A 25,772-nucleotide genomic window follows, 5' to 3' on the forward strand; every position below is an offset into this window, starting at 1 on the left:
TCATGGCACGTCCCGGCTGGCTTGCCTCACTATGGCACTGGCTCATCGCCGGCGTGCTGGCACTGCTCATCGTCGCCAGCAGCGGCTGGGCGGTGCTGGCGCTGTGGTATCGCCTTCCCGGTCCCACCGTGCTGCGTTACGGCGTGGCGGGGCTGTGGATCATCGCCGCGCTGGCATGCTGCATGGGGCTGTTCCTCAAGGGCTGGCCGGCACGCGCCCTACTCGGCTATCTAGCCATGTACCTCGTGCTCGGCATCTGGTGGTGGACGATCCAACCCGCCACCGAGCGCGACTGGGCGCCGGATGTCGCGCATATCGTCAGCGGCACACAAGAAGACGACAACCGCGTCACCGTCAACAACGTGCGTAACTTCCAATGGCGCACCCCGCAGGATTTCGATGAGCGCTGGGAAACCCGCCACTACGACCTGGACCAGCTACGCTCGGTCGATCTGCTGGTGTCCTACTGGATGGGGCCGGCCATCGCCCATACGCTGGTCAGCTTCGGCTTCGACGACGGGCGCTACCTGACGTTCTCGGTGGAGATACGCAAGGAGCGCGGTGAGGCCTTCTCCACCTTGGGCGGCTTCTTCAAGGAATACGAAGTCAGCATCATCGCCGCCGACGAGCGCGATATCGTGCGCGTGCGCACCAACACGCGCGGCGAGGACGTCTATCTATATCGCGTGCAGATGCCCAAGCCGGTCATGCAGGATCTGTTTCGCGCCTACCTCGACGAGGCCCACCAGTTACAACGCGAGCCGCACTACTACAACACGCTGACCTCCAACTGCACCACGCTGGTCTACGCCATGATGAAGCGCATCGTCCCCGGTCTGCCCTTCGACTACCGACTGCTGCTATCCGGCTACCTGCCCGAGTACGTGCACAGCGTCGGCGCGTTGGCACCCGGCGTTCCCTTCGCCGAACTCAAGGCCAAGGGGCATATCAACGCCCAGGCCCTGAAAACGAACGGCGCCGACGGCTTCTCCGCCCGCATTCGCGAGGGCATCCCCGGCACCGACACGCCTTCCTACGACGCCGACAACTAAGCCCCTCCATTGCCACCGATCAGCCGATCCAACTGACGATAGCCGATGGCTTCCATCAGTTGCGGCTGGCGGGGGCGGGGCTCCTCGGCAAGATCGGCGAGCGTCAGGGCGACGCGTAGCACGCGATGATAGGCGCGGGCGGAGAGGTTGAGGCGGTTGAGCACGTCGGCCAGCCAGGTGCGTTCCTGGCCATCCAGGGCGCAGAGGTCCTCCAGCGCGCTGCTGGGTAAATAAGCGTTGAGCGCGCCGCGCTGGGCTTGGCGCTGGCGCGCAGCGAGAACACGCTGGCGAACGACCTCGGAGCTTTCGCCGCTGCGTTGTTCGGTGAGTTGTGCGGCGGGCAATGCGGGGACTTCCACCTGCAGATCGATACGGTCGAGCAGTGGGCCCGAGATACGGGCCTGGTAGCGCTGCACTTGGGCCGGCGTGCACACACAGGCTTTGCGCGGGTCGCCGAGATGTCCGCACGGGCACGGATTCATTGCCGCGACGAGTTGAAAGCGAGCGGGAAAGCAGCTCTGCATCAATGCCCGCGAGACGACGATCTGGCCCGATTCCAGCGGTTCGCGTAGCACCTCCAGCACACGCCGGTCGAACTCCGGCAATTCATCCAGAAACAGCACCCCGTGATGCGCCAGTGAAATCTCCCCCGGGCGTGGCTTGCCGCCACCGCCGACCAAGGCCACACCACTGGCGGTGTGATGCGGCGTACGAAACGGCCGTTGCCCCCAGCGTTCTAGGATCGGCAGGCCGCATACCGAGCGCACGGCGGCCACTTCCAGCGCTTCATCTTCTTGGAGGGGTGGCAAAATCCCGGGTAATCGACTGGCGAGCATGGTCTTGCCGGTACCCGGCGGGCCAGCGAACAAAAGATTGTGGCCACCGCTGGCGGCAACTTCCAGCGCCCGCCGGGCCTGCTGCTGGCCACGCACCTCGGCGAGGTCGGGCTCGGCCAAGCGCGGTGCAGGCCGCTCACCAAGTTGGTGCGGCGTAATCGGCGATTGTTTGAGCAAGTGGGCGACGACTTGTGGCAGGTCGGCGGCGGGGAGAACGTCCAGGTCGCCGGCCAACGCCGCTTCATCGGCATTGCTCTCGGGCAGCAACAGAGCACGCCCGGCGCGACGCGCTTCCAGGGCCGCCGGCAGCACCCCGCGCACGGGGCGCAACTTGCCATCCAGCGCCAACTCGCCCAGGCATTCGAGATCCGCCACCGCCTCGCCGGGAATCTGCCCTGAGGCCACCAGAATGCCCAGCGCAATGGGAAGATCGAAGCGTCCGCCTTCCTTGGGGAGATCCGCCGGGGCGAGGTTGAGCGTGATGCGTCGCGTGGGAAAGTCGAAACCGGCATTAATCAGAGCGCTGCGCACCCGCTCGCGGCTCTCTTTGACCGCCGCCTCCGGCAGTCCGACGATCGCCAGCCCGGGGAGGCCGTTGGTGAGATGCACCTCGACCAGCACATCCGGCGCCTCCAGCCCCAAGCCGGCACGCGTATTGATGATGGCAAGCGCCATGCAGCCTCCTTCCGGTCACATCAAAATATGCGTATACACTAATTGATTGACTACGGTAACGCACGCGCTGCGAAAGGCGGCGAGAGGGCCTATCGGCAAGAAAGAGGCAAAAGGCGCGATGCCGTCTCGACCGAGACGGCATTCGTGATCGAGCGGCGTTCAGCTCTTGCGGGAAGTGTCGGACGCGCTCGACTCGTCGGCGTCGTCCTTGGCGTCGTGTGCGGTCGCCGGCTCGGCGCCTTCGGCGGCGGCCACCGGCGCACTCTGGCCCACGTCCAGCGCCGCTTCCAAGGCCGTGACCTGCGCCTCGAGGGATTCGACACGCGAACGCGTGCGCTGCAGCACTTCCATCAAGATATCGAAGTCCTCACGCGAGACCAGCTCCATGCGATCGAAGGCGCCGCGCATCACACCCTGGACGCTGCGCTGAATGTCTTCCGGCGCGTGCGAGGCGTCCTGGAGCCGGTCGCCGACTTGCTGTGCGAGACGTGAGAAGAGGTCGTGTGTCGCCATGAGAGTTCCCTCGGATTGAACGTTTCCTTCTCGCCACAGCATACGCAAGGCCGACGAAATACGCATGCGCCATATTGGTGCAGCCATGCCAGCGTCACGCACCAAAAGCTGGCGCGGCGTGTTCCATGTTTGGGCACCACATAATGCTACGGCTCCCCGCCCCTCTGTAACCGGCTGTTTTTAATGATACATAGCCAATATGGCATGGCTTCTGCGTACGTCCCGAGAGGCGAAAGCCGACAACGGGAGAACTGGCATGAAGCTCATTACCGCCATCATCAAACCTTTCAAGCTGGATGATGTCCGCGAGGCGCTGGCCGACAACGGCGTCCAAGGTATCACCGTCACGGAAGTGAAAGGTTTTGGGCGCCAAAAGGGTCACACGGAACTCTACCGCGGCGCCGAATACGTCGTGGACTTCCTTCCCAAGGTAAAAATAGAAATCGCCGTGGAAGAAGACCGACTGGAAAGCGTGCTGGAGGCGATCAGCAATGCCGCGAATAGCGGCAAGATCGGCGACGGCAAACTATTCGTCACGCCACTCGAAGACGTCATTCGTATCCGTACCGGTGAACGCGGAGCCGACGCCGTTTAAGGCAAGGGCTGAAGGGAGACACAATAAATGACTGAAGATATTACACAGCTATCGTACGCGCTCGACACCTTCTATTTCTTGATCGCCGGTGTGCTGGTCATGTGGATGGCCGCCGGCTTCGCCATGCTCGAAGCGGGCCTGGTCCGCTCCAAGAACACGGCGGAAATCCTGACCAAGAACGTGGTGTTGTTCGCCATCTCTTGCACCATGTATCTGCTGTTCAGCTACCACTTGATGTATTCCAGTGGCGCTGGCGGCTTCCTGCCGAGTCTGGGCTTTCTGCTCGGCGGCGAGAACTCCGTCGATCAGGTAATGGGCAGCAACGGGGATATCTATTATTCCAACCGTGCCGACTTCTTCTTCCAGGTGGTGTTCGTCGCAACCGCCATGTCGATCGTCTCCGGGGCCGTGGCAGAACGCATGAAACTCTGGGCGTTTCTGGCCTTCGCCGTGGTGATGACCGGGATCATCTATCCGACGTCCGGCTATTGGACCTGGGGCGGTGGCTGGCTCTCCGAGCTGGGCTTCTCCGACTATGCCGGTTCTGGCATCGTGCATATGGCGGGGGCATCGGCCGCATTGGCTGGGGTGCTGGTACTCGGGCCGCGCAAGGGCAAGTACGGCAAGAACGGCGCGATCTATGCCATTCCCGGTGCCAATCTGCCGCTGGCGACGCTAGGTACCTTCATTCTGTGGATGGGCTGGTTCGGCTTCAACGGCGGCAGCGAGCTGATGGTCTCCAACATCGACTCCGCCAATAACATGGCGCAGGTGCTGGTCAATACCAATGCCGCGGCTGCCGGGGGCGTAATCGCCGCGCTGATTCTCGCCAAGATCTGGTTCCGCAAGGCTGACCTGACCATGGCGCTCAACGGCGCAATCGCTGGTCTCGTCGCGATCACCGCCGATCCACTGTCGCCCAGCGGCTTGGGCGCCACCCTCATCGGTGCCGTCGGCGGGTTGCTGGTCGTCTTCTCCATCGTGGCGCTGGATAAACTGAAGATCGACGATCCGGTCGGTGCCATCTCCGCGCACGGCGTGGTGGGTCTGTGGGGTGTATTGGCAGTGCCTATCACCAATGCCAGTGCCTCCTTCGGTGTACAGATCATCGGCGCCCTCGCCATCTTCCTGTGGTGCTTCATCGCCAGCTTGATCGTGTGGCTGATCATCAAGGCTGCGATGGGTGTCCGGGTCAGCGAAGAGGAAGAATACGAAGGGGTCGACCTGGCCGAATGTGGCCTGGAAGCCTACCCCGAGTTTGCCTCCAACAAGACGTAAACCTTGTTGGAGTACCGAGTGAGCTGGCGTGCTCCCCTGGCCCCCTTCGGGGGGCTTTTTTAATCCCGCGACCAGCGGTGTATGCTTGAAAGCATGATCGTTGGGCATAATCGAGGGTGGTAAGCGCCACCCGCATATACGATGCGAGGAGAAAGACGATGAAACTGGTGACCGCCATCATCAAGCCGTTCAAGCTCGACGACGTGCGTGAGTCGTTGTCCGAGATCGGCGTTCAGGGGATTACCGTCACGGAAGTGAAGGGCTTCGGCCGTCAGAAGGGTCATACCGAGCTGTATCGCGGGGCCGAATACGTGGTCGATTTCCTGCCCAAGGTCAAGCTCGAAGTCGCCGTCGACGACGACATGATCGAGAAGGTGATCGAGGCCATCACGCAGGTAGCCAATACCGGCAAGATCGGCGACGGCAAGATATTCGTCTCGCCGCTCGAGCAGGTCATCCGTATCCGCACCGGTGAGACCGGCAAGGACGCGGTGTAAGCCACGCTCCGCCAACACGACGATGCGACGATGCCCCTCGCAGCTCCTCGATGTCAGGGGCCGCGAGGGGCGTCATCGTTTCCGGGGTCGTGTTCGAGCGGTCGTGATCAAGAAACGCTTAGACGGCATCGAGCATCGCGGGTGTGCGTGTCGCGCCCATTGCCGAGGCGAGTTCGCTGGCCGTCATGCCGCGGCTTTCGGTGGCACGCGGGTCGGCGCCTTGAGCCAGTAGGAAGTCGACGACCTCGGCGTTGTCGAACATGGCGGCAAACATCAATGCCGTCTTGTCGTCGGGAGAGCGGGCATGGACCGAGGCGCCATGCGACACCAGCAGCTCCGCCATGGCCAGGTCGCCCTTGAAGGCCGCGCCAGAGAGTGGATGATGGCCGTTGTCGTTGTACATCTCGGGATCGGCGCCCTGCTCGAGCAGCAGTTGCGTGGCTTCGAGATGCCCATGATAGCTGGCCAGCATCAACAAACTGTCGCCCTTGTCGTTGCACATATTGGGCGGCAGCCCTTGGGCCAGCCAGCCGCGTAGCTTTTCCGCCTCGCCGTTGCGCGCGCTATTGAAAATCTCCGTGGCCAGGCGAATCGTGGCCTCATCCAGCTCGGCGTTGCCGGTGTCATTATCATCCGACATCGTGTCGTGCTCCTTGTGGCATCTAGCATCGAGCGTAGCATGTCGTTTCACGCGACGCGTCACCCTCCAAGAGACCCGAGAGTCCCATGCTGGATATCAAGTATTACGTATTGATCGACGCCATTGCCACCCACGGCACCGTGCACGATGCTGCCGCCGCCATCGGCATCACCCAGCCTGCGGCGACGCATCGCATTCGGGAGATGGAACGCCGCCTGGGCGTCGCTCTTTTCCACCGCGAAGGACGCCGGCTGACGCTTTCCGCCTCGGGCGAGCGTCTGCTCGAAACCGCGCACGAAGTGCTACCCCAGCTACGCAGCGCCGAGCTCGAGGCGTGGCAATTGGCACGTCGGGCCGAACCCGCCTTGCGTTTGGGCATCGGCCCTTACGACACCTTCTCGCGGGCGATTCCGCATCTTTATGATCAGCATGCGCGCGACATCGATCTGGTCCGCCTGCCCATGGCGGACATGACCACGGCGCTACTCGCCAGCCGCGTCGACATGATCTGCATGATCGAGGTGCCCTCGCAGCGCGGCATCGCTCATCAGCTATTGTTCGAGGAACCGCTGGTGGCCGTTTTGCCGCCCGAGCATCCTTATGCACAGAGCGATGGGGTACCCGCCGAGGTTTTCGACCAGGGGCGGCATTTCACCTACAGCATCACGCCCGAATCGGGTCATGAGTTCGAGCATTTCTTCCAGCCGGCCGGCGTCTATCCTTCGCACATGGTGCAGATCGAGTCGGTGGCCTTGATCCTGGAACTCGTCGCCGCCGGCAAGGGCGTGAGCATTCTCTCGCGCTGGGCCGCGCGGGATGCGCATCAGGCAGGGCGCGTCGTCATGCGTCCCCTGGCCGGCGAGCTGCCACGCATCCCCTGGTATCTGGCTTATGCACAGACTCCTCACATCACCGCTGCTGCCGAGTCGATGGCGGCCACGCTGCGTCATCTCTACCGCACCGACGACTGAAACAAGACGCCATCCGCTGCAACGCACGCGATCGATAAGAATCTCGTCGCAGATGGCCGGACATTCTCATTAGTTTCACGCCCTCCCTCCTTTTACCGTATCGCTACTCCTTATCAAGGACTCCCAATCAACGACTCCCAACCAACGAGTCCCGATCAACGACCGCACAGGAGGGCGATCTCATGTCACAGGCCACGCTCGCAACTCAAACCACCGCGCAGGACGTCACTGCCGAGCATCATCCCCTGGCGCGTTTCATCGACCTCGAACGTTATCCGATCCTGGAGCGCGATAGCGACGCCTACCGGGCCACTGTCGAGGGTGTGCGCGATCAACTGCGCACCGACGGCTGCGCCCTGTTGTCGAAGTTCATCCGCGAGGACCTCATCGAGCCGCTGCGCGAGGAAAGCGAGGCCCTGGCACCCAAGGCGTTCTACTCGGACAACAACGTCAATCCCTACGTCACGCCGGACGATCCGTCGCTGCCCGAGGATCACCCCGCTCGCTTCTTCCAGCACTACACCAATGGCTTCGTGGCGCGCGACCTGATCCCCGAGGACGCCATCGTCCAGCAGCTCTATCGCGACCCCGACTTCCAACGCTTCGTCGCCGACTGCCTCGAAGAGCCGGTGATCTACGAGTTCGCCGACCCTATCGCGGGGCTGGTCATCAACGTGATGCCCGACGACACCGAGCTGCCCTGGCACTTCGATACCAACGAATTCATCGTCAGCCTGATGACGCGGCGCCCCAACGAAGGCGGCGAATTCCAATACGCGCCCAGCATCCGCCGTCCCGGCGAGGAGAACTTCGCGGCCGTGAAACGCGTGCTCGAGGGCGACCACACCGACGTCGAATCGCTGACGCTCAACACCGGTGACCTGCAGCTCTTCAAGGGGCGCTACTCCATGCACCGCGTCGCCGCCGCCAAGGGGCAGCGTCTGTGCACCCTGCTCGGCTACGCCAAGACGCCCGACATGATGGGTAGCCTGGAGCACACCCGGCGCATCTACGGTCGCGTCACCCAGCAACACATCGATGCTGACAATCAGCGCCGTCACGACGCGCTCATGGGCTAACACCGCCTCGCGTACGTCACCAAGCGTCTCGTTCACTCTTTACAAGGATGCCTTTCAATGGGCGATATCGTATCACTCGCCGGGTCCGTCCCCACGGGCGGCCCCTACACCGACGGCGGCTTCCGTCACGCCACGCTCGACGCCGCGCTGCTCTCGCGCGTCGAGCGCTACCGGCTGCAACGCCTGCGCCAGCAGATGAAGCATCACGAACTGGACGCGGTGATCCTGTTCGATCCCATCAACATTCGCTATGCCTGCGGCGTGCGCAACATGCAGGTTTACTCGCAGCGCAACCCGGCGCGCTACCTCTACGTCGCGGCGGACGGCCCGGTGGTGCTGTTTGAGTTCAGCGCCTGCCTGCACCTGGCGGCCAACGCCGAATTGCTCGACGAGGTGCATCCCGCCCGCGCGGTGATGCCGCAATACAGCGGCCCGCGCTGCGCGGCGCATACCCAGGCCTTCGTCGACGACATCCGCGGTCTATTCGAGCGTTCGCATACCCAGGGGCAACGCCTGGGCATCGAGTCCGCGCCCACCGGCGCCATCGAGGCACTGGGCCAGGCTGGCTTCGAGCTGACCGATGCCGCCACCGTGGTCGAGGGCGCCAAGTCGATCAAAAGTGTCGACGAGCTGGCGCTCATCCACCGCTCCGTGACCCTGACCGAAGCCGCGATGACGCGCATGGAAGCCGCCATTCGCCCCGGCATGAGCGAAAACGAGCTGTGGTCGATCTTCAACCAGCATGTGCTGGCGACCGGTGGCGAGTACGCCGAGACTCGGCTTCTCAGCTCCGGCGCGCGCACCAATCCGTGGTTCCAGGAATGCTCGGACAAGGTCATCGCCCCGGGTGAGCTAGTGGCCTTCGATACCGACATCGTCGGCTGCTTCGGCTACTACACCGACTTCTCGCGGACCTTCCACGTGCCCGGCGCAGGCGCGCCCAACGCCGAGCAGAAGGCGCTGTATCGCATGGCCGCCGACCAGCTCGAGCGCAACATCGCCTTGCTGCGCCCTGGCATGAGCTTTCGCGACTACTCGCAACAAGCGTGGCCGATCCCCGACGGCTATCGTGAAAATCGCTACTTGGACATCGTCCACGGCTGCGGCATGACCGGCGAATGGCCGCTTATCGCCCACGACATGGACTGGGACGAGGTCGGCTACGATGGCGCCATCGAGCCCGGTATGACGCTCTGCGTCGAGGCCTATATCGGCCACCGTGACGGCACCGAGGGCGTCAAGTTGGAAGAACAGGTGCTAATCACCGAAGATGGCATCGAACGCCTCTCGACCTACGGCTATTCCGACACGCTGATGGCAGAATGACGCCATAGCGCAGCACCCTTTCTCATCCCTTTCGATTCACCCACACAAAAAGGACGCGTATGAAACCGTTGACTTCCCTTTTCGTCGCCTGTGGCCTGGCCGGTATCTCGATGACCGCCACGGCCAACGACACGCTGACCATCGGCACCAACAACTGGTCGGAAAACATCGCCGTCTCGCACATGTGGCAGCAATTGCTCGAAGAGCAAGGCTACGACGTCAACCTGACGACTACCGGCAAGAGCGTGCTCTTCAGCGGACTGGCGCAGGGCGATCTGGATATCTCGTTGGAAGTCTGGCTGCCGCATGGCGACGCCCAGTACATCAAGCCCTACGAGGACAAGATCGACGTTCACGATGCCTGGTTCGACGGCGCCCAGGACGAACTGGTGGTGCCGGCTTACATGGAAGACATCGACAGCATTAGTGACCTCAAGGACAACGCCGAGCGCTTCGTCTACCAGAATGAACCGACCATCATCGGCATCGAATCGGGCTCGGCCATCTCCGGCGAGACCGAAAACGCCATCGAGAGTTACGATCTGCCGTTCCGCCAGTTGAACAGCTCCGGGCCCGCCATGCTCGCGGCCCTCGAGGAAGCCTATGCCAACGAAGAGCCCGTCGCCGTCACGCTATGGCAGCCGCACTGGGCCTACGCGCAGTACGATCTCAAAGCGCTGAAAGATCCCAAGAAGAGCTATGGCGGCGGTGACGACATCATGTGGATGTCGCCCAAGGGCTTTGGCGAGGAGCACCCCGAAGTCACCAAGATGCTCGATGCCTGGCACATGAGCCACGCCCAGTTGGCCGATCTCATGTTGACCATCGAAAACGTCGGCGACCCGACGCAAGGCGCCAAACAGTGGATCGAGGAACATCGCGATCTCATCGACGGCTGGCTCGTCGAGGACTGATCCCATTCCGGGCCGGTCGTCAGGACCGGCCCACCTCCAAGCCTTGCCTATTTTCTTCCCGCTCTCGCTGACGCGACCCGCAAGCCCTCGGCAATCGAATTTGCTATCGTGAGCGCATCGCGCGCCTCGGCGCGTCACCGTTCGCCGCCTGAGTCGCTACCGCCACGGGGGAGAGATGCGTCTACATTATGCCGGGGCGTTTCCCGAGCCCATCGGCTTTCTGCTATTGCCGCGTTTCTCGATGATGGCATTCTTCTCTGCCATCGAGCCGCTGCGCATTGCCAACCGCATCGCTGGAGAGCGCCTGTTCACCTGGCGCGTGATCGGCCTGGACGGCGCCTCGGTCACCGCCAGCAACGACATGACCCTGCTCGCCGACGACACCCTCGCCTCGGCACCGGCACTGCCCAGCATCGCCATCTGTGCCAGCTTCGAGCCCGAGGAGCGCCTGACCCACCACTTGCTGCATTGGCTGCATCAGCGTCATCAAGGCGACTGTGTGTTGGGCGGCATCGACACCGGTAGCCTGATCCTAGCCCGCGCCGGCTTGCTCGAGGGGCAGCGTGTCACTCTGCACTGGGAAAGCTTACCGGCGTTTCGCGAGCGCTTCCCCGAGATCAACGCCGTCGAGTCGCTGTTCGAAGTCGGCCCACGCGGCTTCTCCTGCGCCGGCGGCACCGCCGCGATGGACATGACACTAGACCTGATCGCCCGCCGCCATGGCGATGAGCTGGCCGCTGACGTTTCCGAGCAGTTGATTCACGCTCGCATGCGGCCTCGCCACGACCACCAGCGTCATGATCTGACTCAGCGCCTGGGGACCCACAAGCACAGCGTGATCGAGGCCGTCGCCCTGATGGAGCGCCACCTCGAGACACCGCTGACACTCGCCCAACTCGCCGCGCGTATCGGTATCTCACTGCGCCAACTACAGCGGCTCTTCGAACAGGAACTCGGCGAGCGGCCACGCGATCACTATCTGCGTCTACGCTTGCAGCATGCCCGCCAGCTATTGCGAGAAACCGACCGCGATATTCTCAGTATCGGCCTGGCCAGCGGCTTCACCTCGGCCTCCAGTTTCTCGCGGGCCTACAAGCAGCATTTCGATACCAGCCCGCGTCAGGCACGCCGTCCGCTCCCGGACGACACAACATGACGACTTGCGGCAAGAAGCCGTCGCTGCCAACTTGTCGAATACAGCTCTTTTGCACCTAATGGCCCAAGCAGTTAGCCCGATAACGCTGACTGTCGGCACCCAATGTCACTTGTTCACTGACCTTACTGTAGAAGAACACTCTGCCGCTGCCCGCCGACGATGCAAGAGCGTATTCCCCGCAGATGCCATAGCCTTTATTGACTTCATGGGTGGCCATCAGCTCGACGTTGAGCCTACCTTGGTGCTCTTCTTCGAGTGAGGCGGCGATGGCCTGCTCGATATGATCGTCGAGCTGACTGTCGGTAAAAGCCTGGTAGCCTAAAATCGTGGCAAAGGCAATGACGTAGGTAACGAGCGGGATGATCAGATTGTGCATTGGATATTTCCTGATGGTCGATACAGGACCGCTACGCTCATTTCATTACCCGCGCAACTCGGCTACCAGAGCATCAGCGAACGACTCCGTGGTACCTGTACCGCCCATGTCCGCCGTAATCATATCGCGCCGGTTTTCCAGAACGGTGCGTATGGCCGCGCGAATCTCGGCTCCCTTTTCCCTTAAGTCCAAGTGATCCAGCATGTCGGCCGCCGCCAGTAACAAGGCGCAAGGATTGGCCATGTTCTTATCGGCGATATCGGGGGCCGATCCATGTACTGCTTCGAAAATTGCCGCCTGATCACCGATATTTGCGCCCGGCGCCAGGCCCAGACCGCCAACCAACCCCGCGCACAGATCGGACAGAATATCGCCAAATAGATTGGTAGTGACCATCACATCGAACTGGTGAGGATTCATCACCAATTGCATGCAAGCGTTATCCACGATCATTTCCTGGAATTCTATCTCAGGATATTCACGGGCAATTTCTCGCGCCACATCTAGAAAAAGACCGGAGCTGGTCTTGATAATATTCGCCTTGTGAATCGCCGTGACTTTCTTGCGCCCTTTGCTGCGCGCCAATTCAAAGGCATAACGCACAATACGCTGCGAACCGCTGCGCGTCACCTTGATCTTGGCTAGTGCTGTCTCGCCATCTTCAGATACTTCCTGGCCCTCGGATAGGTAAGCACCTTCAGTGTTTTCACGGATGGTAATCAGGTCTATATCCTTGAAGCGTGAGCTTGTACCAGGAAAACTGATGGCTGGGCGCACATTGGCATACAGGTCGAAATGACGACGCAGCTGCACATTAATCGAGGAGAAGCCCTCACCGATCGGCGTTGTCAGCGGCCCTTTCAAGGCGATGCCGTGCTTGGCGATGGTGTTCAGGGAGTGTTGAGGCACAAGCAGTCCATGCGTTTCCAGGGCGCTCATCCCAACATCCACAAACTCATATTCTAGATCACACTCCAGAGCATCGAGTACTCTCAGGGTGGCATCCATGATTTCCGGGCCGATACCGTCACCTTTGATTACCGCAATGGTCTGGCTCATGTTTTTCTCCTTTCGGGTAGAGGTAAGATATTCGGCCTGGCCCAGCTCTTTTTTATCTCAGTCTTTTTGTGTGGGGGAGGCCATCTGAGTTTCGTACTCGACTCCATGACTACGGAGATAGTCCCGGATTAATTGGCGGACTACCTGCGAAGATGTCAGATCTTGGGATGCACATAGCTCTTCGAAGGCTTGCTTCTTGTGAGGATCAATCATCAAGGTAAGGCGAGCTGTCTTTTTCTCCATTGTCGGTCCTCCTTAAAATATTAACATTATATGTTAATGCTTCTACCTACCCTGAGCAATTACCGGCTCGAAAACCTTCTCTTGGCTTCCACTCCAACGCAGTGAGACGCCAACAAGCCTTGGACCACTATACCGTCTTGATTGGAATAATACTAACCGCATGTTAATGTATTTATCATTCAAGATGCATTGACTGATAAACGTTTTAACCTATGCCCATGCCGAACCCTGGGCAAGGTTGCAAGGGCCCCTGTGTATGTCTCTGAATGTTCCCAAGATTGCTACCGGTTTACGCGCAGCATGGCGAGAGGGTTACGGACTCACCGACCTGCGTAAGGATGTGATGGCAGGCCTGACCGTTGGCACTGTGGCCGTGCCACTATCGATGGCGTTGGCGATCGCCACCGGCGTGCCTCCCCAGCACGGGCTTTACACAGCCATTGTTGCCGGTGTCATCATTGCGTTGACTGGAGGGGCGCGTTTCAACGTCTCCGGGCCGACGGCAGCTTTCGTCGTTATCCTCTTTCCCATCGTTCAGCAGTACGGCCTAGGTGGCTTGTTGATTGCCTCGATGATGGCTGGTGTCATCCTGGTGGCATTGGGTGTCACACGCATGGGACGCCTCATTGAGTTCGTACCTTACCCAGTAGTGCTGGGCTTCACGGCAGGAATTGCAGTCGTGATCGCAGTCTTGCAAATACCTGATTTTCTGGGCTTGAGTGTGGGCCAGCTCAGCGAACATTTTGTCGAGAACCTGGGACGAATTGCCACCTCGCTCCACACCATCAACCCACTTGAACTGAGCATCGGGGTATTGACGCTCACCGTCATGCTGCTGTGGTCACGCCTGCATCTGCCCCTTCCGGCACCTCTGGTTGGTTTGGTCGTCGGTGCCATCACAGCTTATGGCATCAACCAATGGTTCGGTGGCCCCGGTAACGAAAGCGTTGTGGAAACAATCGCCTCACGCTTTACCTGGGAGGCGCAAGGTGAAGTCGGCAGTGGCATTCCGCCAATAGCACCGACATTCATGGCCCCTTGGCTATTGCCCGGACCGAAAGGAGAGCCGCTTGAGCTAAACTTCGAGCTCATACGGGCGCTACTGGGACCTGCCTTTGCGATTGCCATGCTGGGCGCCATAGAGTCATTGTTGTGTGCCGTGGTATCGGACGGTTTGACGAAGACTAAGCACGACCCGAATGCCGAGCTGATTGGTCAGGGCCTGGGCAACATCGTCGCACCACTCTTCGGTGGTATTACGGCCACCGCCGCCATTGCGCGAACCGCGACCAATATTCGTAGTGGCGCCCGTTCTCCCATCGCTGCCGTGGTGCATGCGGTGGTGGTGTTACTGGCCATCATTGCGCTGGCAGGGCTGCTGGGGCTGGTACCGATGGCTGCACTGGCAGCACTGCTGTTCATCGTCGCCTGGAACATGAGCGAGGTACGCCACTTCCTGCATACCCTGCGTTCAGCGCCACCGGGAGACGTGACTATCCTGGTCATCTGCTTCAGCCTCACGGTTTTCTTTAACATGGTATTAGCCGTGGCCGTGGGCATCGGTCTCGCTGCGGCACTGTTCATCCGGCGCATGGCCCAATTGACGCAAACCGAGCGCATTAATATCGAGAATGAACCTTCTATCAATGGACTTCCTGCCGAAGTGGCCGTCTACGATATCAATGGACCATTATTTTTCGGCGTTGCCGAGAAAGCACTCCAGTCACTGCACTTAGTGGATCCCAAGATTCAGACAATCATTATCGACATGCACGATGTGCCTAGTATGGATGGTACGGCTATCGTCGCTCTCCAATCCCTCATCGACGATATGCATCACGAAGGGATAGCGCTAGTGTTGGTGGGGTTACCGACAAGAATCATCGTCAAGCTACGCCGGGCAGGCATTCGGAAAATCTCGGGCAGGCTGACGTACTGTCATGATCTGAAACGAGCAACAAAAATTGTGGAGCGTTGGCAGCAATAATGCATCTAACAAACTAATGTACTTAGCCATCCGAAATAAATGATCGCGCCGCCCCACAGGCTCAGTCTCCATCGACACATCGTCTGCAACATGACGACTTGCGGCAAGAAGCCGTCGCTTGGGGTGTAAAGCTAGACGACGAGTCAGGCCATGCTAGGGCTACGTTTTGTAGCCAAGGATGCCGTCATGACCCTCTCCACGCCTGCCACCACGTCTGCGAATACGCCCAGCGACGCGCTCCCCGCGACGCCGGATTACGACGCCTGGCCGGTCGAGGTCGCCATCGCCGAGGTGTGCCCGACCCCGCGCCAGGTGGAAGTGCGCTGGGAGGACGGTCGCACCAGCCAGTACCACAGCGTTTGGCTGCGTGAGAACGCCGCCGATGCCAGTACCGTCAACCCCGATACCCGCGAGCGTATCCTCGATCTTTCACGCCTCGAAGATTGGCCCACCGTCAGCGAGGCACATCTCGACGACGCGGGCGCGCTGGTGGTCGTCTTCGCGCCGGAGCAACGCCGCTTGCGCTTCCACCCCGGCTGGCTGCGCGCACACGACTATACGCATATGGCGAAGCTCGACGCCCCGCTCCCCCCCGCCACGATATGGAAAGGCAGCGAGCGCGACGCGCCCACGACACTTGATGCGCGCGGCTGGCTCGACACCGACGCCGATCCCCTGGCGTTGGATACCTGCCTCGAACAAGCGCTGGAAGCCGTCATTGGCGAAGGCCTGGTGCGGCTACGCAACCTGCCCACCGAGCCCGGAAGTCTCGACGCCATCGCCCGTCGCATCGGTCCGCCGCGCGCCACCAACTTCGGCACGCTGTTCGACGTACGCGCCAAGCCGGACCCCGACTCCAACGCCTATACCTCGATCGCTCTGCCGCCGCACGTCGACCTGCCCACCCGCGAATATCAGCCGGGCTTGCAGTTACTGCACTGTTTGGAAAACGACACCGTCGGCGGCGAAGCAGTGATGATGGACGGTTTCGCCGTAGCCGAGGCCCTGCGCGAGCGTCATCCCGAGCACTTCGCGACGCTCGTCCGCGTGCACTGGTGCTACGCCAACACCGCCCGGACCACCGACCATGTGTGGTACGCACCGATGATCAAGCTCGATGACCACGGCGACTTCGACGAAGTGCGCATCGCCGATTTCCTGCGCGGCCCCTTGATGGCGCCGTTCGAGGATGTGGAGCCCGCCTACGCCGCCTTGATGGCCCTGCAGCGCCTGTTGCGCGAACCCGAGTTCGCGCTGCGCTTCACCTACACGCCCGGCGACCTGGTGATCTTCGACAACCGCCGCCTGCTGCATGCCCGAGACGCCTTCGATGTCGGCCAGGGCGGCCGGCGTTGGCTGCAAGGCTGCTATCTCGAGCGTGACGAAGCCCGCTCGCGATTGCGCATGCTACGCCGCGCCCACCGCCAACAACGCGTCGAGGGTCTCGGCCAAGGCTGATCCAGTCGCACAGCGACATCTGCCAATACGAACGAACCCGCCCATGGTATGCCATGGGCGTTCATTTAAAGTGTTGCCTAGTGCACATTCAGCCGTGTGATAACCCGACACGCTCCCAGCAATGGGGCCGGCGGATAGCAACTCACCCCTTGCTAACCGGCTCGGGAAGCTTCCAACCGGTCGATAATAGACTGCCGAAAACGGCCAGCTTTCAGACGTCCCGAAAATTACTATGGTCCGATAATTCTGACGTCTGGAGAGATCCATGCCACTGCCTGCCTTGACTCGCTTACTAGTACTTTCAGCACTATGGGGAGCAAGCTTTCTCTTCATGCGGATTACCGCTCCCGAACTAGGCGCTTTCTCGACGGCTTTCTTTCGAGTGTTGTTTGGGACGATCGGACTAATCGCGATTCTCGCCGCACTGAGAGTACCTTGGAACTTTCGAGGCAAAGCTGGCGCCGCGTTATTGATCGGTGTCGTCAACTCGAGGATTCCTTTTGCCATGTTCAGTCTTGCGGCTCAGGTTCTGCCCGCCGGCTACTCCGCTATGTTCAATGCAACGACACCCTTGATGGGTCTTTTGATTGGTGCGGTCCTGTTCGCCGAACCACTGACATGCGAACGCGTAATCGGCGTCGGCTTTGGTTTGGTGGGGGTCGGTGTTCTCGTTCAGATGGGGCCGGTACCATTGAGTACGTCGCTGCTGCTCGGCGCCTTAGCTTGCCTCATCGCAGCGAGCGGTTATGGCCTCGCCGGGTTTCTTGTCAAACGCTTCATCACTGATCGTGGTGGATTGGATTCTCGTCTCCTTGCTCTGGGTAGTCAGATTGGCGCGAGCCTAGCGCTGGCGCCCTGGATGTTAGCCGAAACCGCAACACGTGAGTCCCATGGAGCGTGGACCCAGCTCAACATATGGGCAGCAATGCTGGTGCTGGGACTCGCTTGCACTTCGCTCGCCTATCTCCTCTATTTCCGCTTACTTCAGGATCTGGGGCCGGTCAAACCACTCACCGTCACCATGCTGGTTCCGCTGTTCGGCGTTTTCTGGGGAGCGCTTTTCCTCGACGAGACGATAACGTTCGCTCATGCCCTTGGCGGCCTACTAATCGCCATCGCACTATGGCTAATCCTATTCAAAAAGAATTCAACACTTGATGTCTCGAAGCGGGGTCGCTAGAAGAGTTGAGCTCCCGGCCCCGCCCTGACCAACACGGACCGGGCGCTTCCGATTTCTCCCAGCTCGTCGGCGGCAATTCGACTGCCCAAGTTCTGCGAACACGTTCTGATCGTACGATCTGCCAAGAAATTCTCCGGGCGACAACACCCTCCCGCCTTTGCAGCTAGGGAGGACGTAATGGTATGCCATGACGCTCGATTCGCCGCCAGCGCCTGGTCGATAACGAGAGTGAATAGCCCTATAAACGAAGCCCCCGCCATCGAGGCGGGGGCTTGAAGGAAAGCGTCTGGGCCGAGCCCATTTATGCGGTGTAATCTCCAATGCTACCGCCACGCCCCACCAATCGCGTACGCACCATATCGAGACGCTCGATAAGCGCAGATTTGTTCTGCCACGTCGCTGGCGCGATTTCGAACTCCTGGGTCTCGTCGTCCATTTCCACGGTGAAGCGATCGAAATCTTCATTCTTGGCTTCATGAAACTTGCAAAGATAGGGATGCACTGCGCGGCTGATGATGTCCTTGGCCTGATCTTTATTGAGCGCTTCGGTTGACATGAATCCTCCTGATTACCTGTCTGGATATCTCGTCCATTGAGGCGCTCGATAACGGCCGCGACGTGATCGCGACCGGAGCACCACTTTATAAAATAGCCGTGACCCGGCCAGTTGTTAAGTCCAGTCTTTAGCTAAACCTGGCCTGAACCGCTCGAGCCCACCAGGTCCATGAACCGGCTCAACCTCGACGAATACCAATTTTGCGACCCGCAGCGCTCGGCCACGTTTCGCCAGCGGCGGGCAACGTGGCGACCGCAGCCGCGACCGGCTCGGGGAATGGCCCCGGTCGGCCGCTAGCGATATCGATGCCCATCAGCATCTGCTCGCTGGTCGCCAGCGGGTCGCCAGCGGCGTTGCGCAGGGTGAAGAAGACGTGCAACCGCTTGGCATCATGATCGAGCAGCGTCAGTTCGACCGCCAGCGCCTCGCCACGATGCGCTTGTTGTCGGTAGCAGAGATGCGTTTCCAGGGTATAGAGCGTGTAGCCATGCTCGGCGCGCCCCGCCACATCAAGGCCGATACGCGCCATCAACGCCTCGACGGCCAACGAGAACACCCGCGCGTACTCGGCATCGTTCATGTGGCCGTTGTAGTCGACCCAGGTGTCGGCCACCCGGGTTTGAAACAGTGGGTCGAACAGTGGACTGGCTGGCGTCTGGCTCATCAGATGCGCCCCTCGAGCCCTTCCGCTTCCGGCCAGTACTTGCGCGTCAACGCCAACAGCTCGGTGAGGAAGGCGTCACGCCGCGTTTCCAGTTCAGCGACACTGCGCCCGGCGGCCTGATGCTCGCAACCGTCGGCGACCTTCTCGATCAGCTCATCGGTCAGTTCCGGCGCTTCGAGCTTGGTCCACGGCAACTTCAGCGCCGGCCCGAACTGATGCAGCATGTGGCGCATGCCACCCTCGCCACCGGCCAGGTGGAAGGTCAGGAAGGTGCCCATCAGCGACCAGCGCAAGCCACAGCCATAGACCACGGCGGCATCGATTTCTTCGGTGGTGGCGACGCCGTCGTTAACCAGATGCAGCGCCTCGCGCCACAGCGCTTCCATCAGACGGTCGGCGACGTGCCCCTCGATCTCGCGGCGCACAACCAGTGGCCGCATGCCCAGCGCGGCGTACTGCGACCGGGCGCGCGCGGTGACGACTGGCGCAGTATGCTCGCCACCCACCAGTTCGACCAACGGCAGCAGATACACCGGATTGAACGGATGCGCGACGATGACGCGACCGGGGTCGCGCGTGCAGGCCGCCTGCAGCTCGCTAGGCTTGATGCCGGACGTCGAGGAGCCGATGACCACGCCCTCGGGCGCATGCGCATCCAACTCCGCCAGGACGTTATGCTTGATCTCGAGGCGTTCGGGCACGTTCTCCTGGATCAGCTCGGCGCCCTCGACGGCTTCGGCGGGCGAGGCCGCGAAACGCAGCTTGGCCGGGTCCGCCGTGTCGGCGAGCCCCATCGTCGCCACCGAATCCCAGACACGCGCGACGAACTCACGCGTCGTCGCCTCGGCGCCGGGGGCCGGGTCATAGGCGACGACCTCGCAGCCCGCCGCCAGGGCCCGCACGATCCACCCGTTGCCGATCACGCCGGTGCCGATGACCGCGACGCGTGCCGGCGTGGCACTTTGTGCGGCCGTGCTTTGTTCAGCAGTCTGTTGAGACATCACGCTCTCCTTGTCGCTCACGGTTGACGCAGATCGAGCGTCTGGCGAGTTTCGGCCGGCGTCTGGACACGCCCGCCCAGATTTTCGGCGATCGTGGCGGCACGCTCCACCAACTGCGCATTGGTGGCGAACACGCCTCGGCTGAGATAGAGGTTGTCCTCGAGCCCCACGCGTACGTGGCCGCCGAGCAGCATCGACTGCGCGACCATGGGCATCTCGCTGCGGCCGATGCCAAACGCCGACCAATGGGCGTTGGCGGGCAGCTTGTTGCGCATCGCGAGCATGGTCTCGGTGTCCGCCTCGGCGCCCCAGGGGATGCCCAGACACAGTTGAAACAGCGGATCGCCTTCGATCAGGCCTTCCTCGATCAACTGCCGCGCGAACCACACATGCCCCAGATCGAAGCACTCCAGTTCGGGTTTGACGCCGGCGTCTTTGACCAGCCGGGCATGCTCACGCAGCCAGTCGGCGGTATTGAGATAGACCATGTCGCCGAAGTTGAGGCTGCCACAATCCAGGGTGCAGATTTCCGGCAGCAGTTCACCGACCGGCGCGTGGCGCTCCGCCGGTGTCTGCAGATCGGTGCCTTCTAGGCCATGGATAACGCCATCGCGCACCTCGGGGAAGAGATCGCCCCCGCCCCCTGCGGTGATATTGATGACCGCATCGACATCCGCCTCGCGGATGCGCCCCACCGCCTCGCGGAAGTACTCGCTGGAATGGCTGACGCCGCCGGTTTCCGGATCACGCACGTGCAAGTGCACGATGCTCGCCCCGGCGCGCGAGGCCTCGATGGCGCTATCGGCGATCTGCTTGGGCGTAATGGGCAAGTCGGGATGCTTGTCGGCCGTATCACCGGCACCGGTGATGGCACAGGTGAGGATGACGTTTCGATTCATGATGTCTTCCTGAGCGTCTAAATGGCGGCGCGATGCCGTCGAACGCCCTCATTATCGAAAGTCCGGCGAAAAAGGGATTGCCATGACACGTCATGCGGTTGGCGTTTTACGTCGCAAGCCTTAGTCCCGTAGCGGTCCTGTATTGCCCGAGGTCAAAACCCACACCCAAACAATGTCCAAAAACCGGCGACGCGACATTGGTCCAAAGACGTATTGTGTCGTCACCGCGCTATTTATAATGTTGTCTGACAAATCCATCAGGGCAACACCGCCATTAGTCGGAGACGCCCCGCACCACCGATGCGAGGCTCGCACCACGCCTGGCGGCGACGAACGAAGGAGAAGGAATAGCGGTGATCACGAACCACGAGACCCAACCGACCCGTGGCGTCCAACTCTCGGAGCAGGTCGCACGACAACTGACGCACGCCATCCATACGGGCGAGATGCGTCCCGGCGAACGTCTGCCCACCGAGGCCGCACTGGGCGAACGCTATGGCATCAGTCGTTCCGTGGTACGCGAGGCCATTTCCATGCTGCGTAACGCCGGCCTGGTGACATCGCGTCGCGGCAGCGGCAGCTTCGTCGCCGAGGTGCCCACCGTGGCGTTGCGCCTGGCGATTCCCGACCCATCGCTGCAATCGGTCATCCGTCTTCTCGAACTGCGCCGGGCCCTGGAGGTCGAGGCGGCGCGTCTGGCGGCGCAGCGCCGCACGCCGTCCCAATTGCGCCGAATCCGTAATGCCATGGCCGATATCGACGAGGCCGTCGAAGTCGGTGCCGATGGTGTCGATCAGGACATGGCCTTTCACCGCGCCATCGCCGAGGCGTCGAACAACACGCACTTCACGGCAATCATCGACTTCTACAATCGCTTCCTGCATCACGCCATCACCGTGACACGGACCAACGAGTCGCTACGCGAAACGTTCATGGCGCAGGTCATCGAGGAGCACCAGGTGATCGTCGATGCTATCGCTCAAGGCGACGAAGAGGCCGCCGCCCAAGCCGCCGGGCGCCACCTTGAGCATGCCGAATGGCGCCTGCGCCAGGCGCCGACGGATCTGCTGGAACGTATCGAAGACACCGGAGCTGATACGCCGTTCTAATCAACGGCCGTTCTAACCAACGACAAGGAACGCGAGATGACACAAGCACAGCGTGCACGCGTGGGGATCATCGGCCTGGGGTCGATGGGGATGGGCATGGCGACGTCATTGGTCGATGCCGGCTTTACCACCTGGGGGTGCGATCTGCGCTCCGACGCCAGGCAAGCATTCGAGGCCCACGGTGGCCGTGCAGTCGCCACGCCCGCCGAGATGGCCGCCCACGTCGATGTGGTCATCAGCGTGGTCGTCAACGCCGAGCAGACCCGCGAGGTACTGTTCGGGCCGCACGGCATCGTCGACGGCCTGGCGTCCGGTAGCGTGGTCGTCTCGTGCGCTACCTGCGCGCCGGATGCCGTGGCCGCCTTGGGCGACGAGCTCGCCAGCCGTGGCCTGCGTCTGCTCGACGCACCGATTTCCGGCGGTGCGGCCAAGGCCGCGCAAGGCGCGCTAACGATCATGGCCTCGGGGCCTGACGATGTCTTCGACAGCGTCGAGGACGTCCTCGACGCCCTTGCTGCCAAAGTCTTCCGCCTCGGCGAGGCGATGGGGCAAGGCTCGCAGGTCAAGCTGGTCAACCAACTGCTGGCGGGGGTGCACATCGCCGCCGCCGCCGAAGCCATGGCCTACGGCATTCGCGGCGGCTGCGATCCGCAGGTGCTTTATGAAGTCATCACCCAGAGCGCCGGCAATTCATGGATGTTCGAAAACCGCGTTCCGCACATTCTCGAGGACGATTACACGCCGCGTTCGGCGGTGGACATCTTCGTCAAGGACCTGGGCCTGGTCCACGACACCGCCCACCGCGACAAGTTTCCCCTGCCGCTGACCAGTCAGGCACTCAGCATGTTTACCCAAGCCTCGGCACAAGGCCATGGCGGCGACGATGACGCCGCCGTGATCAAGACCTTCCCGGGGTTCGGGTTACCGTCTCACGCGGCCAACGATGCCAATACAGGGGAGGAGGAATGACGATGCCCATCATCGGATGCATTGCCGACGACTTCACCGGCGCCACGGACGTGGCGAGCATGCTGGTCAGTGCCGGCATGCGCACGCTGCAGACCATCGGCGTCCCCACGACGTCACTGGATGACGACGTCGATGCCGTGGTCGTCGCCCTCAAGTCGCGCACCCTGCCCGCCGACGAGGCCGTGACGCAATCGCTCGAGGCGCTGGCGTGGTTGCAGGCCCAGGGCTGCGAGCAGTTCTACTTCAAGTACTGCTCGACCTTCGACTCCACGCCCGCGGGCAACATCGGCCCGGTAACCGACGCGCTGATGGCGGCGCTCGATACCGATTTCACCGTGGCCTGCCCGGCACTGCCCGCCAATCAGCGTACCGTCTACAACGGCTACCTGTTTGCGGGTGGCGTACCACTCAATGAAAGCGGCATGCAGGACCACCCTCTCACGCCCATGACGGATGCCAATCTGATGCGCGTCCTCGGCGCCCAGACGCACCAGCGGGTCGACCTGATCGACTACGCCACGCTCAACGAGGGCGTCGAGGCCGTCGAGCGCCGCATACAGGCACTGCGCTCAGCGGGCGTGGGCATCGCCATTTGCGACGCCATCGACACCCAGCATTTGCATACGCTGGCACGCGCCTGTCGCGATCTGCCGTTGGTCACCGCCGGCTCCGGCCTGGCATTGGGGCTGCCCGCCAACCTGGCCAACCGATTGCCTGCGGCGGGACAGGCCGATGCGTTACCCACCATCGCCGGGCGAGAAGCGATCTTGAGCGGCAGTTGTTCGCGCGCCACCCTGGCGCAGCTCGAACACGCCCGCGAGCATTACCCCAGCTATCACCTCGACGCCTTGGCCTTGGCTCGCGATTACGATGGCGTCATCGCAGAAGCGCTCCATTTGGCCGAGCAGCATCTCGATAGCGGCCCGGTATTGCTATACGCCAGCGCTTCGCCGGAAAACGTCCGGAAGGCTCAAGACAGCCTCGGCGTCGCGGAGGCGGGTACCCTGGTCGAGCGCGCCCTGGCCGAGATCGCCCAGTCCCTCGTCGAGCACCATGGCGTACGACGTTTGCTCGTGGCGGGAGGCGAAACCTCCGGCGCGGTGGTCAACGCACTTAGCGTGCAAGGCTTGCGCATCGGCCCGAGCATCGACCCCGGCGTGCCCTGGACCACTACCTTTGGCACCCCGGCGCCGCTTGCCCTGACCCTCAAGTCGGGTAACTTCGGCGCTCAGGACTTCATGACCAAGGCATGGAGGATGTTGCCATGAGCCACATCAGCACCACGACCACCGAAAATCGCCTGCGCGAGGAGATCGCCGAAATCGGTCGCTCCTTTCGGCTACTGGGCATGGCGCCGGGCACTTCCGGCAACATCAGCGCCAAGCTCGATGACGGCTGGTTGATGACGCCGACCAACGCCAGCCTCGGCGCCCTCGATCCCGCCGCGATTTCCAAGCTGGACTGGGACGGCAACCTGCTCGCGGGCGAGCCGCCGACCAAGGAGTCGTTCCTGCATCGCGCCTTCTACGATCAGCGTCCCGATACCGGCGGCATCATTCACCTGCATGCCACGCACTCGGCGGCGGTCTCGTGTCTCAACGGCCTCGATGAACGTTCCTGCCTTCCTCCCATCACGCCGTATTTCGTCATGCGTGTGGGGCGTCTACCGTTGATCCCTTACTACCGCCCCGGCGACCCCGCCCTCGGCGACGCGATACGCGAGCATGCCAAAACCCATGGCGCGGTGTTGCTGGCCAACCACGGCCCCGTGGTGGCGGGCAAGACACTGGAGGCGGCCCGTAACGCCATCGAGGAACTGGAAGAAACCGCCAAGCTGTATCTCCTGCTACGCCAGCACGACGTGCGCACCTTGGGCGAAGCGGAGATCGACGAGCTTCGCCAGGCCTTCGGCGCCCGCTGGTAAGCATTTTCTGAAAGGAGCTTCTACATGCCCCGCTTTGCCGCCAACCTGTCCATGATGTTCAACGAGGTGCCCTTCATGGAGCGCTTCGCCGAGGCCGCCGCCTGCGGCTTCGAAGGGGTCGAGTTCCTGTTCCCCTATGCGTTCGAGGCCGACGCCATCGCTGCCGAACTCAAACATCATGATTTGCAGCAAGTACTGTTCAACCTGCCACCCGGCGACTGGGAAGCCGGCGAGCGCGGAATCGCCGCCCTGCCGGGGCGTGAAACCGAGTTCCGCGAAAGCGTCGAAACCGCGTTGCAATACGCGACCGCGCTCGGCTGTCCTCGCTTGCATGCCATGGCAGGGCTCGCGCCCGAGGATGTTTCACGGGAAACATTGCGTGACGTGTATTTGGAAAACCTGCGCCATGCCGCTCGTCGTCTCGCCGAACATGACATCGAGCTATTGATCGAGCCCATCAATACCCGCGACATGCCAGGGTACTTCCTCAATCATCAAGCCGAAGGCCACGCGATTGTGGCCGAACTGGGCGAGCCCAACGTCAAGGTGCAGATGGATTTCTACCACACCCAGATCATGGATGGGGATATCTGGACCACCTACCAGCGCCATCGCGGGGGCGTCGGTCATCTTCAGATCGCCGGCGTGCCCAAGCGCCATGAACCCGATACCGGTGAGGTGAATTATCCGTGGCTGTTCGAGCAGTTGAATGCAGACGGTTTCGAGGGTTGGGTCGGCTGCGAGTACAAGCCGCGCGCCGGAACGCGGGCGGGGCTGGGATGGTTCGAGGCGTGGCAGCGACGAGTCGGCTAGAG

Annotated in this window: 26 protein-coding genes and 1 pseudogene; 17 read left to right on the top strand and 10 right to left on the bottom strand. The window is 61.7% G+C overall.

What is annotated here, in order from left to right; translation table 11 throughout:
- The first annotated feature begins 2 nt into the window (after positions 1 to 2).
- Entirely contained in the window at positions 3 to 1,052 is a 1,050-nt protein-coding gene (locus tag OP494_RS05580; protein WP_246942474.1) for a DUF4105 domain-containing protein, read from the top strand.
- Here OP494_RS05580 and OP494_RS05585 read toward each other — a convergent pair.
- Positions 1,049 to 2,563 carry a YifB family Mg chelatase-like AAA ATPase gene (locus OP494_RS05585; protein WP_247621029.1) on the bottom strand — a complete coding sequence of 505 codons (1,515 nt, stop codon included), beginning with the start codon at positions 2,561 to 2,563 and terminating at the stop codon, positions 1,049 to 1,051. The two genes, OP494_RS05580 and OP494_RS05585, sit on opposite strands and share 4 nt — an antisense overlap.
- 159 nt (positions 2,564 to 2,722) lie before the next feature.
- Positions 2,723 to 3,076 carry an accessory factor UbiK family protein gene (locus OP494_RS05590; RefSeq protein WP_280539734.1) on the bottom strand — a complete coding sequence of 118 codons (354 nt, stop codon included), beginning with the start codon at positions 3,074 to 3,076 and terminating at the stop codon, positions 2,723 to 2,725.
- A 256-nt stretch (positions 3,077 to 3,332) separates the two neighbouring features.
- On the opposite strand from OP494_RS05590, the gene OP494_RS05595 reads away from it, so the two are divergent.
- The 3 genes from OP494_RS05595 to glnK all read left to right on the top strand — a co-directional run bounded on the left by OP494_RS05595 (position 3,333) and on the right by glnK (position 5,446).
- On the top strand, positions 3,333 to 3,671 hold the full coding sequence (locus OP494_RS05595; RefSeq protein WP_011508451.1) for a P-II family nitrogen regulator: 339 nt from the start codon (positions 3,333 to 3,335) through the stop codon (positions 3,669 to 3,671).
- Positions 3,672 to 3,698: 27 nt separating this feature from the next.
- A complete protein-coding gene (locus OP494_RS05600) occupies positions 3,699 to 4,949 on the top strand; it encodes an ammonium transporter (protein ID WP_040240105.1) in 1,251 nt (416 codons plus the stop codon).
- A gap of 158 nt (positions 4,950 to 5,107) precedes the next feature.
- Positions 5,108 to 5,446 (top strand): P-II family nitrogen regulator, encoded by a 339-nt coding sequence (gene glnK, locus OP494_RS05605; RefSeq protein ID WP_075368779.1) that lies wholly within the window; start codon positions 5,108 to 5,110, stop codon positions 5,444 to 5,446.
- A gap of 118 nt (positions 5,447 to 5,564) precedes the next feature.
- On the opposite strand, the gene OP494_RS05610 is transcribed toward glnK, so the two are convergent.
- Entirely contained in the window at positions 5,565 to 6,086 is a 522-nt protein-coding gene (locus tag OP494_RS05610) for an ankyrin repeat domain-containing protein (RefSeq protein ID WP_280539735.1), read from the bottom strand.
- An 86-nt stretch (positions 6,087 to 6,172) separates the two neighbouring features.
- Here OP494_RS05610 and OP494_RS05615 point away from each other — a divergent pair, with 86 nt between their 5' ends.
- The 5 genes from OP494_RS05615 to OP494_RS05635 all read left to right on the top strand — a co-directional run bounded on the left by OP494_RS05615 (position 6,173) and on the right by OP494_RS05635 (position 11,532).
- Positions 6,173 to 7,057, top strand: coding sequence for a LysR family transcriptional regulator (locus tag OP494_RS05615; protein ID WP_280539736.1), 885 nt, complete (start codon positions 6,173 to 6,175; stop codon positions 7,055 to 7,057).
- 182 nt (positions 7,058 to 7,239) lie between these two features.
- A complete protein-coding gene (locus OP494_RS05620) occupies positions 7,240 to 8,136 on the top strand; it encodes a hypothetical protein (RefSeq protein ID WP_246942484.1) in 897 nt (298 codons plus the stop codon).
- A 57-nt stretch (positions 8,137 to 8,193) separates the two neighbouring features.
- Positions 8,194 to 9,462, top strand: a complete 1,269-nt coding sequence (locus tag OP494_RS05625; protein ID WP_040240112.1) for a Xaa-Pro peptidase family protein — start codon at positions 8,194 to 8,196, stop codon at positions 9,460 to 9,462.
- Positions 9,463 to 9,521: 59 nt separating this feature from the next.
- Positions 9,522 to 10,376, top strand: coding sequence for a glycine betaine ABC transporter substrate-binding protein (locus OP494_RS05630; protein ID WP_246942489.1), 855 nt, complete (start codon positions 9,522 to 9,524; stop codon positions 10,374 to 10,376).
- Positions 10,377 to 10,551: 175 nt separating this feature from the next.
- Complete coding sequence (locus OP494_RS05635; protein ID WP_280539737.1) at positions 10,552 to 11,532, top strand: GlxA family transcriptional regulator; 981 nt, start codon at positions 10,552 to 10,554, stop codon at positions 11,530 to 11,532.
- A 55-nt stretch (positions 11,533 to 11,587) separates the two neighbouring features.
- On the opposite strand, the gene OP494_RS05640 is transcribed toward OP494_RS05635, so the two are convergent.
- Genes OP494_RS05640 through OP494_RS05650 form a run of 3 tightly spaced genes read right to left on the bottom strand, consistent with a single transcriptional unit; the run spans position 11,588 to position 13,210 of the window.
- A complete protein-coding gene (locus tag OP494_RS05640) occupies positions 11,588 to 11,908 on the bottom strand; it encodes a hypothetical protein (protein WP_280539739.1) in 321 nt (106 codons plus the stop codon).
- Positions 11,909 to 11,953: 45 nt separating this feature from the next.
- Positions 11,954 to 12,967, bottom strand: a complete 1,014-nt coding sequence (locus OP494_RS05645; protein ID WP_280539740.1) for an isocitrate dehydrogenase — start codon at positions 12,965 to 12,967, stop codon at positions 11,954 to 11,956.
- Positions 12,968 to 13,024: 57 nt separating this feature from the next.
- Positions 13,025 to 13,210 carry a CopG family transcriptional regulator gene (locus tag OP494_RS05650; RefSeq protein WP_280539741.1) on the bottom strand — a complete coding sequence of 62 codons (186 nt, stop codon included), beginning with the start codon at positions 13,208 to 13,210 and terminating at the stop codon, positions 13,025 to 13,027.
- A 256-nt stretch (positions 13,211 to 13,466) separates the two neighbouring features.
- On the opposite strand from OP494_RS05650, the gene dauA reads away from it, so the two are divergent.
- From dauA to OP494_RS05665, 3 genes are all read left to right on the top strand, one after another.
- Positions 13,467 to 15,197, top strand: coding sequence for a C4-dicarboxylic acid transporter DauA (dauA, locus tag OP494_RS05655; RefSeq protein ID WP_280539742.1), 1,731 nt, complete (start codon positions 13,467 to 13,469; stop codon positions 15,195 to 15,197).
- A gap of 186 nt (positions 15,198 to 15,383) precedes the next feature.
- Positions 15,384 to 16,655, top strand: a complete 1,272-nt coding sequence (locus OP494_RS05660) for a TauD/TfdA family dioxygenase (protein WP_280539744.1) — start codon at positions 15,384 to 15,386, stop codon at positions 16,653 to 16,655.
- A gap of 265 nt (positions 16,656 to 16,920) precedes the next feature.
- On the top strand, positions 16,921 to 17,835 hold the full coding sequence (locus OP494_RS05665; RefSeq protein WP_280539745.1) for a DMT family transporter: 915 nt from the start codon (positions 16,921 to 16,923) through the stop codon (positions 17,833 to 17,835).
- A 301-nt stretch (positions 17,836 to 18,136) separates the two neighbouring features.
- Here the strand turns inward: OP494_RS05665 and OP494_RS05670 are convergent, their stop codons facing one another.
- The 4 genes from OP494_RS05670 to OP494_RS05685 form a co-directional block, all read right to left on the bottom strand.
- On the bottom strand, positions 18,137 to 18,391 hold the full coding sequence (locus OP494_RS05670) for a hypothetical protein (RefSeq protein WP_280539746.1): 255 nt from the start codon (positions 18,389 to 18,391) through the stop codon (positions 18,137 to 18,139).
- Positions 18,392 to 18,569: 178 nt separating this feature from the next.
- A complete protein-coding gene (locus OP494_RS05675; RefSeq protein ID WP_280539747.1) occupies positions 18,570 to 19,055 on the bottom strand; it encodes a thioesterase family protein in 486 nt (161 codons plus the stop codon).
- Positions 19,055 to 20,056: a 3-hydroxyacyl-CoA dehydrogenase NAD-binding domain-containing protein gene (locus tag OP494_RS05680; RefSeq protein ID WP_280539748.1), complete on the bottom strand. Its 1,002-nt coding sequence runs from the start codon at positions 20,054 to 20,056 to the stop codon at positions 19,055 to 19,057. The genes OP494_RS05675 and OP494_RS05680 overlap by 1 nt, the downstream gene beginning before the upstream one ends.
- 17 nt (positions 20,057 to 20,073) lie before the next feature.
- Entirely contained in the window at positions 20,074 to 20,955 is an 882-nt protein-coding gene (locus OP494_RS05685; protein WP_280539749.1) for a 3-keto-5-aminohexanoate cleavage protein, read from the bottom strand.
- A gap of 353 nt (positions 20,956 to 21,308) precedes the next feature.
- On the opposite strand from OP494_RS05685, the gene OP494_RS05690 reads away from it, so the two are divergent.
- The 5 genes and pseudogenes from OP494_RS05690 to otnI all read left to right on the top strand — a co-directional run bounded on the left by OP494_RS05690 (position 21,309) and on the right by otnI (position 25,770).
- Positions 21,309 to 22,064 carry a FadR/GntR family transcriptional regulator gene (locus OP494_RS05690; protein ID WP_280539750.1) on the top strand — a complete coding sequence of 252 codons (756 nt, stop codon included), beginning with the start codon at positions 21,309 to 21,311 and terminating at the stop codon, positions 22,062 to 22,064.
- A 33-nt stretch (positions 22,065 to 22,097) separates the two neighbouring features.
- Positions 22,098 to 23,033: pseudogene (gene ltnD / locus OP494_RS05695) on the top strand (L-threonate dehydrogenase); the annotation flags it as partial.
- 2 nt (positions 23,034 to 23,035) lie between these two features.
- Positions 23,036 to 24,301 (top strand): 3-oxo-tetronate kinase, encoded by a 1,266-nt coding sequence (gene otnK / locus OP494_RS05700; protein WP_348521695.1) that lies wholly within the window; start codon positions 23,036 to 23,038, stop codon positions 24,299 to 24,301.
- A complete protein-coding gene (gene otnC, locus OP494_RS05705) occupies positions 24,298 to 24,957 on the top strand; it encodes a 3-oxo-tetronate 4-phosphate decarboxylase (RefSeq protein ID WP_280539752.1) in 660 nt (219 codons plus the stop codon). The genes otnK and otnC overlap by 4 nt, the downstream gene beginning before the upstream one ends.
- A 24-nt stretch (positions 24,958 to 24,981) precedes the next feature.
- Positions 24,982 to 25,770, top strand: coding sequence for a 2-oxo-tetronate isomerase (otnI, locus tag OP494_RS05710; RefSeq protein ID WP_280539753.1), 789 nt, complete (start codon positions 24,982 to 24,984; stop codon positions 25,768 to 25,770).
- Positions 25,771 to 25,772: the final 2 nt, after the last annotated feature.

Source organism: Chromohalobacter sp. 11-W, assembly GCF_029889905.1.
Classification (GTDB): Bacteria; Pseudomonadota; Gammaproteobacteria; order Pseudomonadales; family Halomonadaceae; genus Chromohalobacter.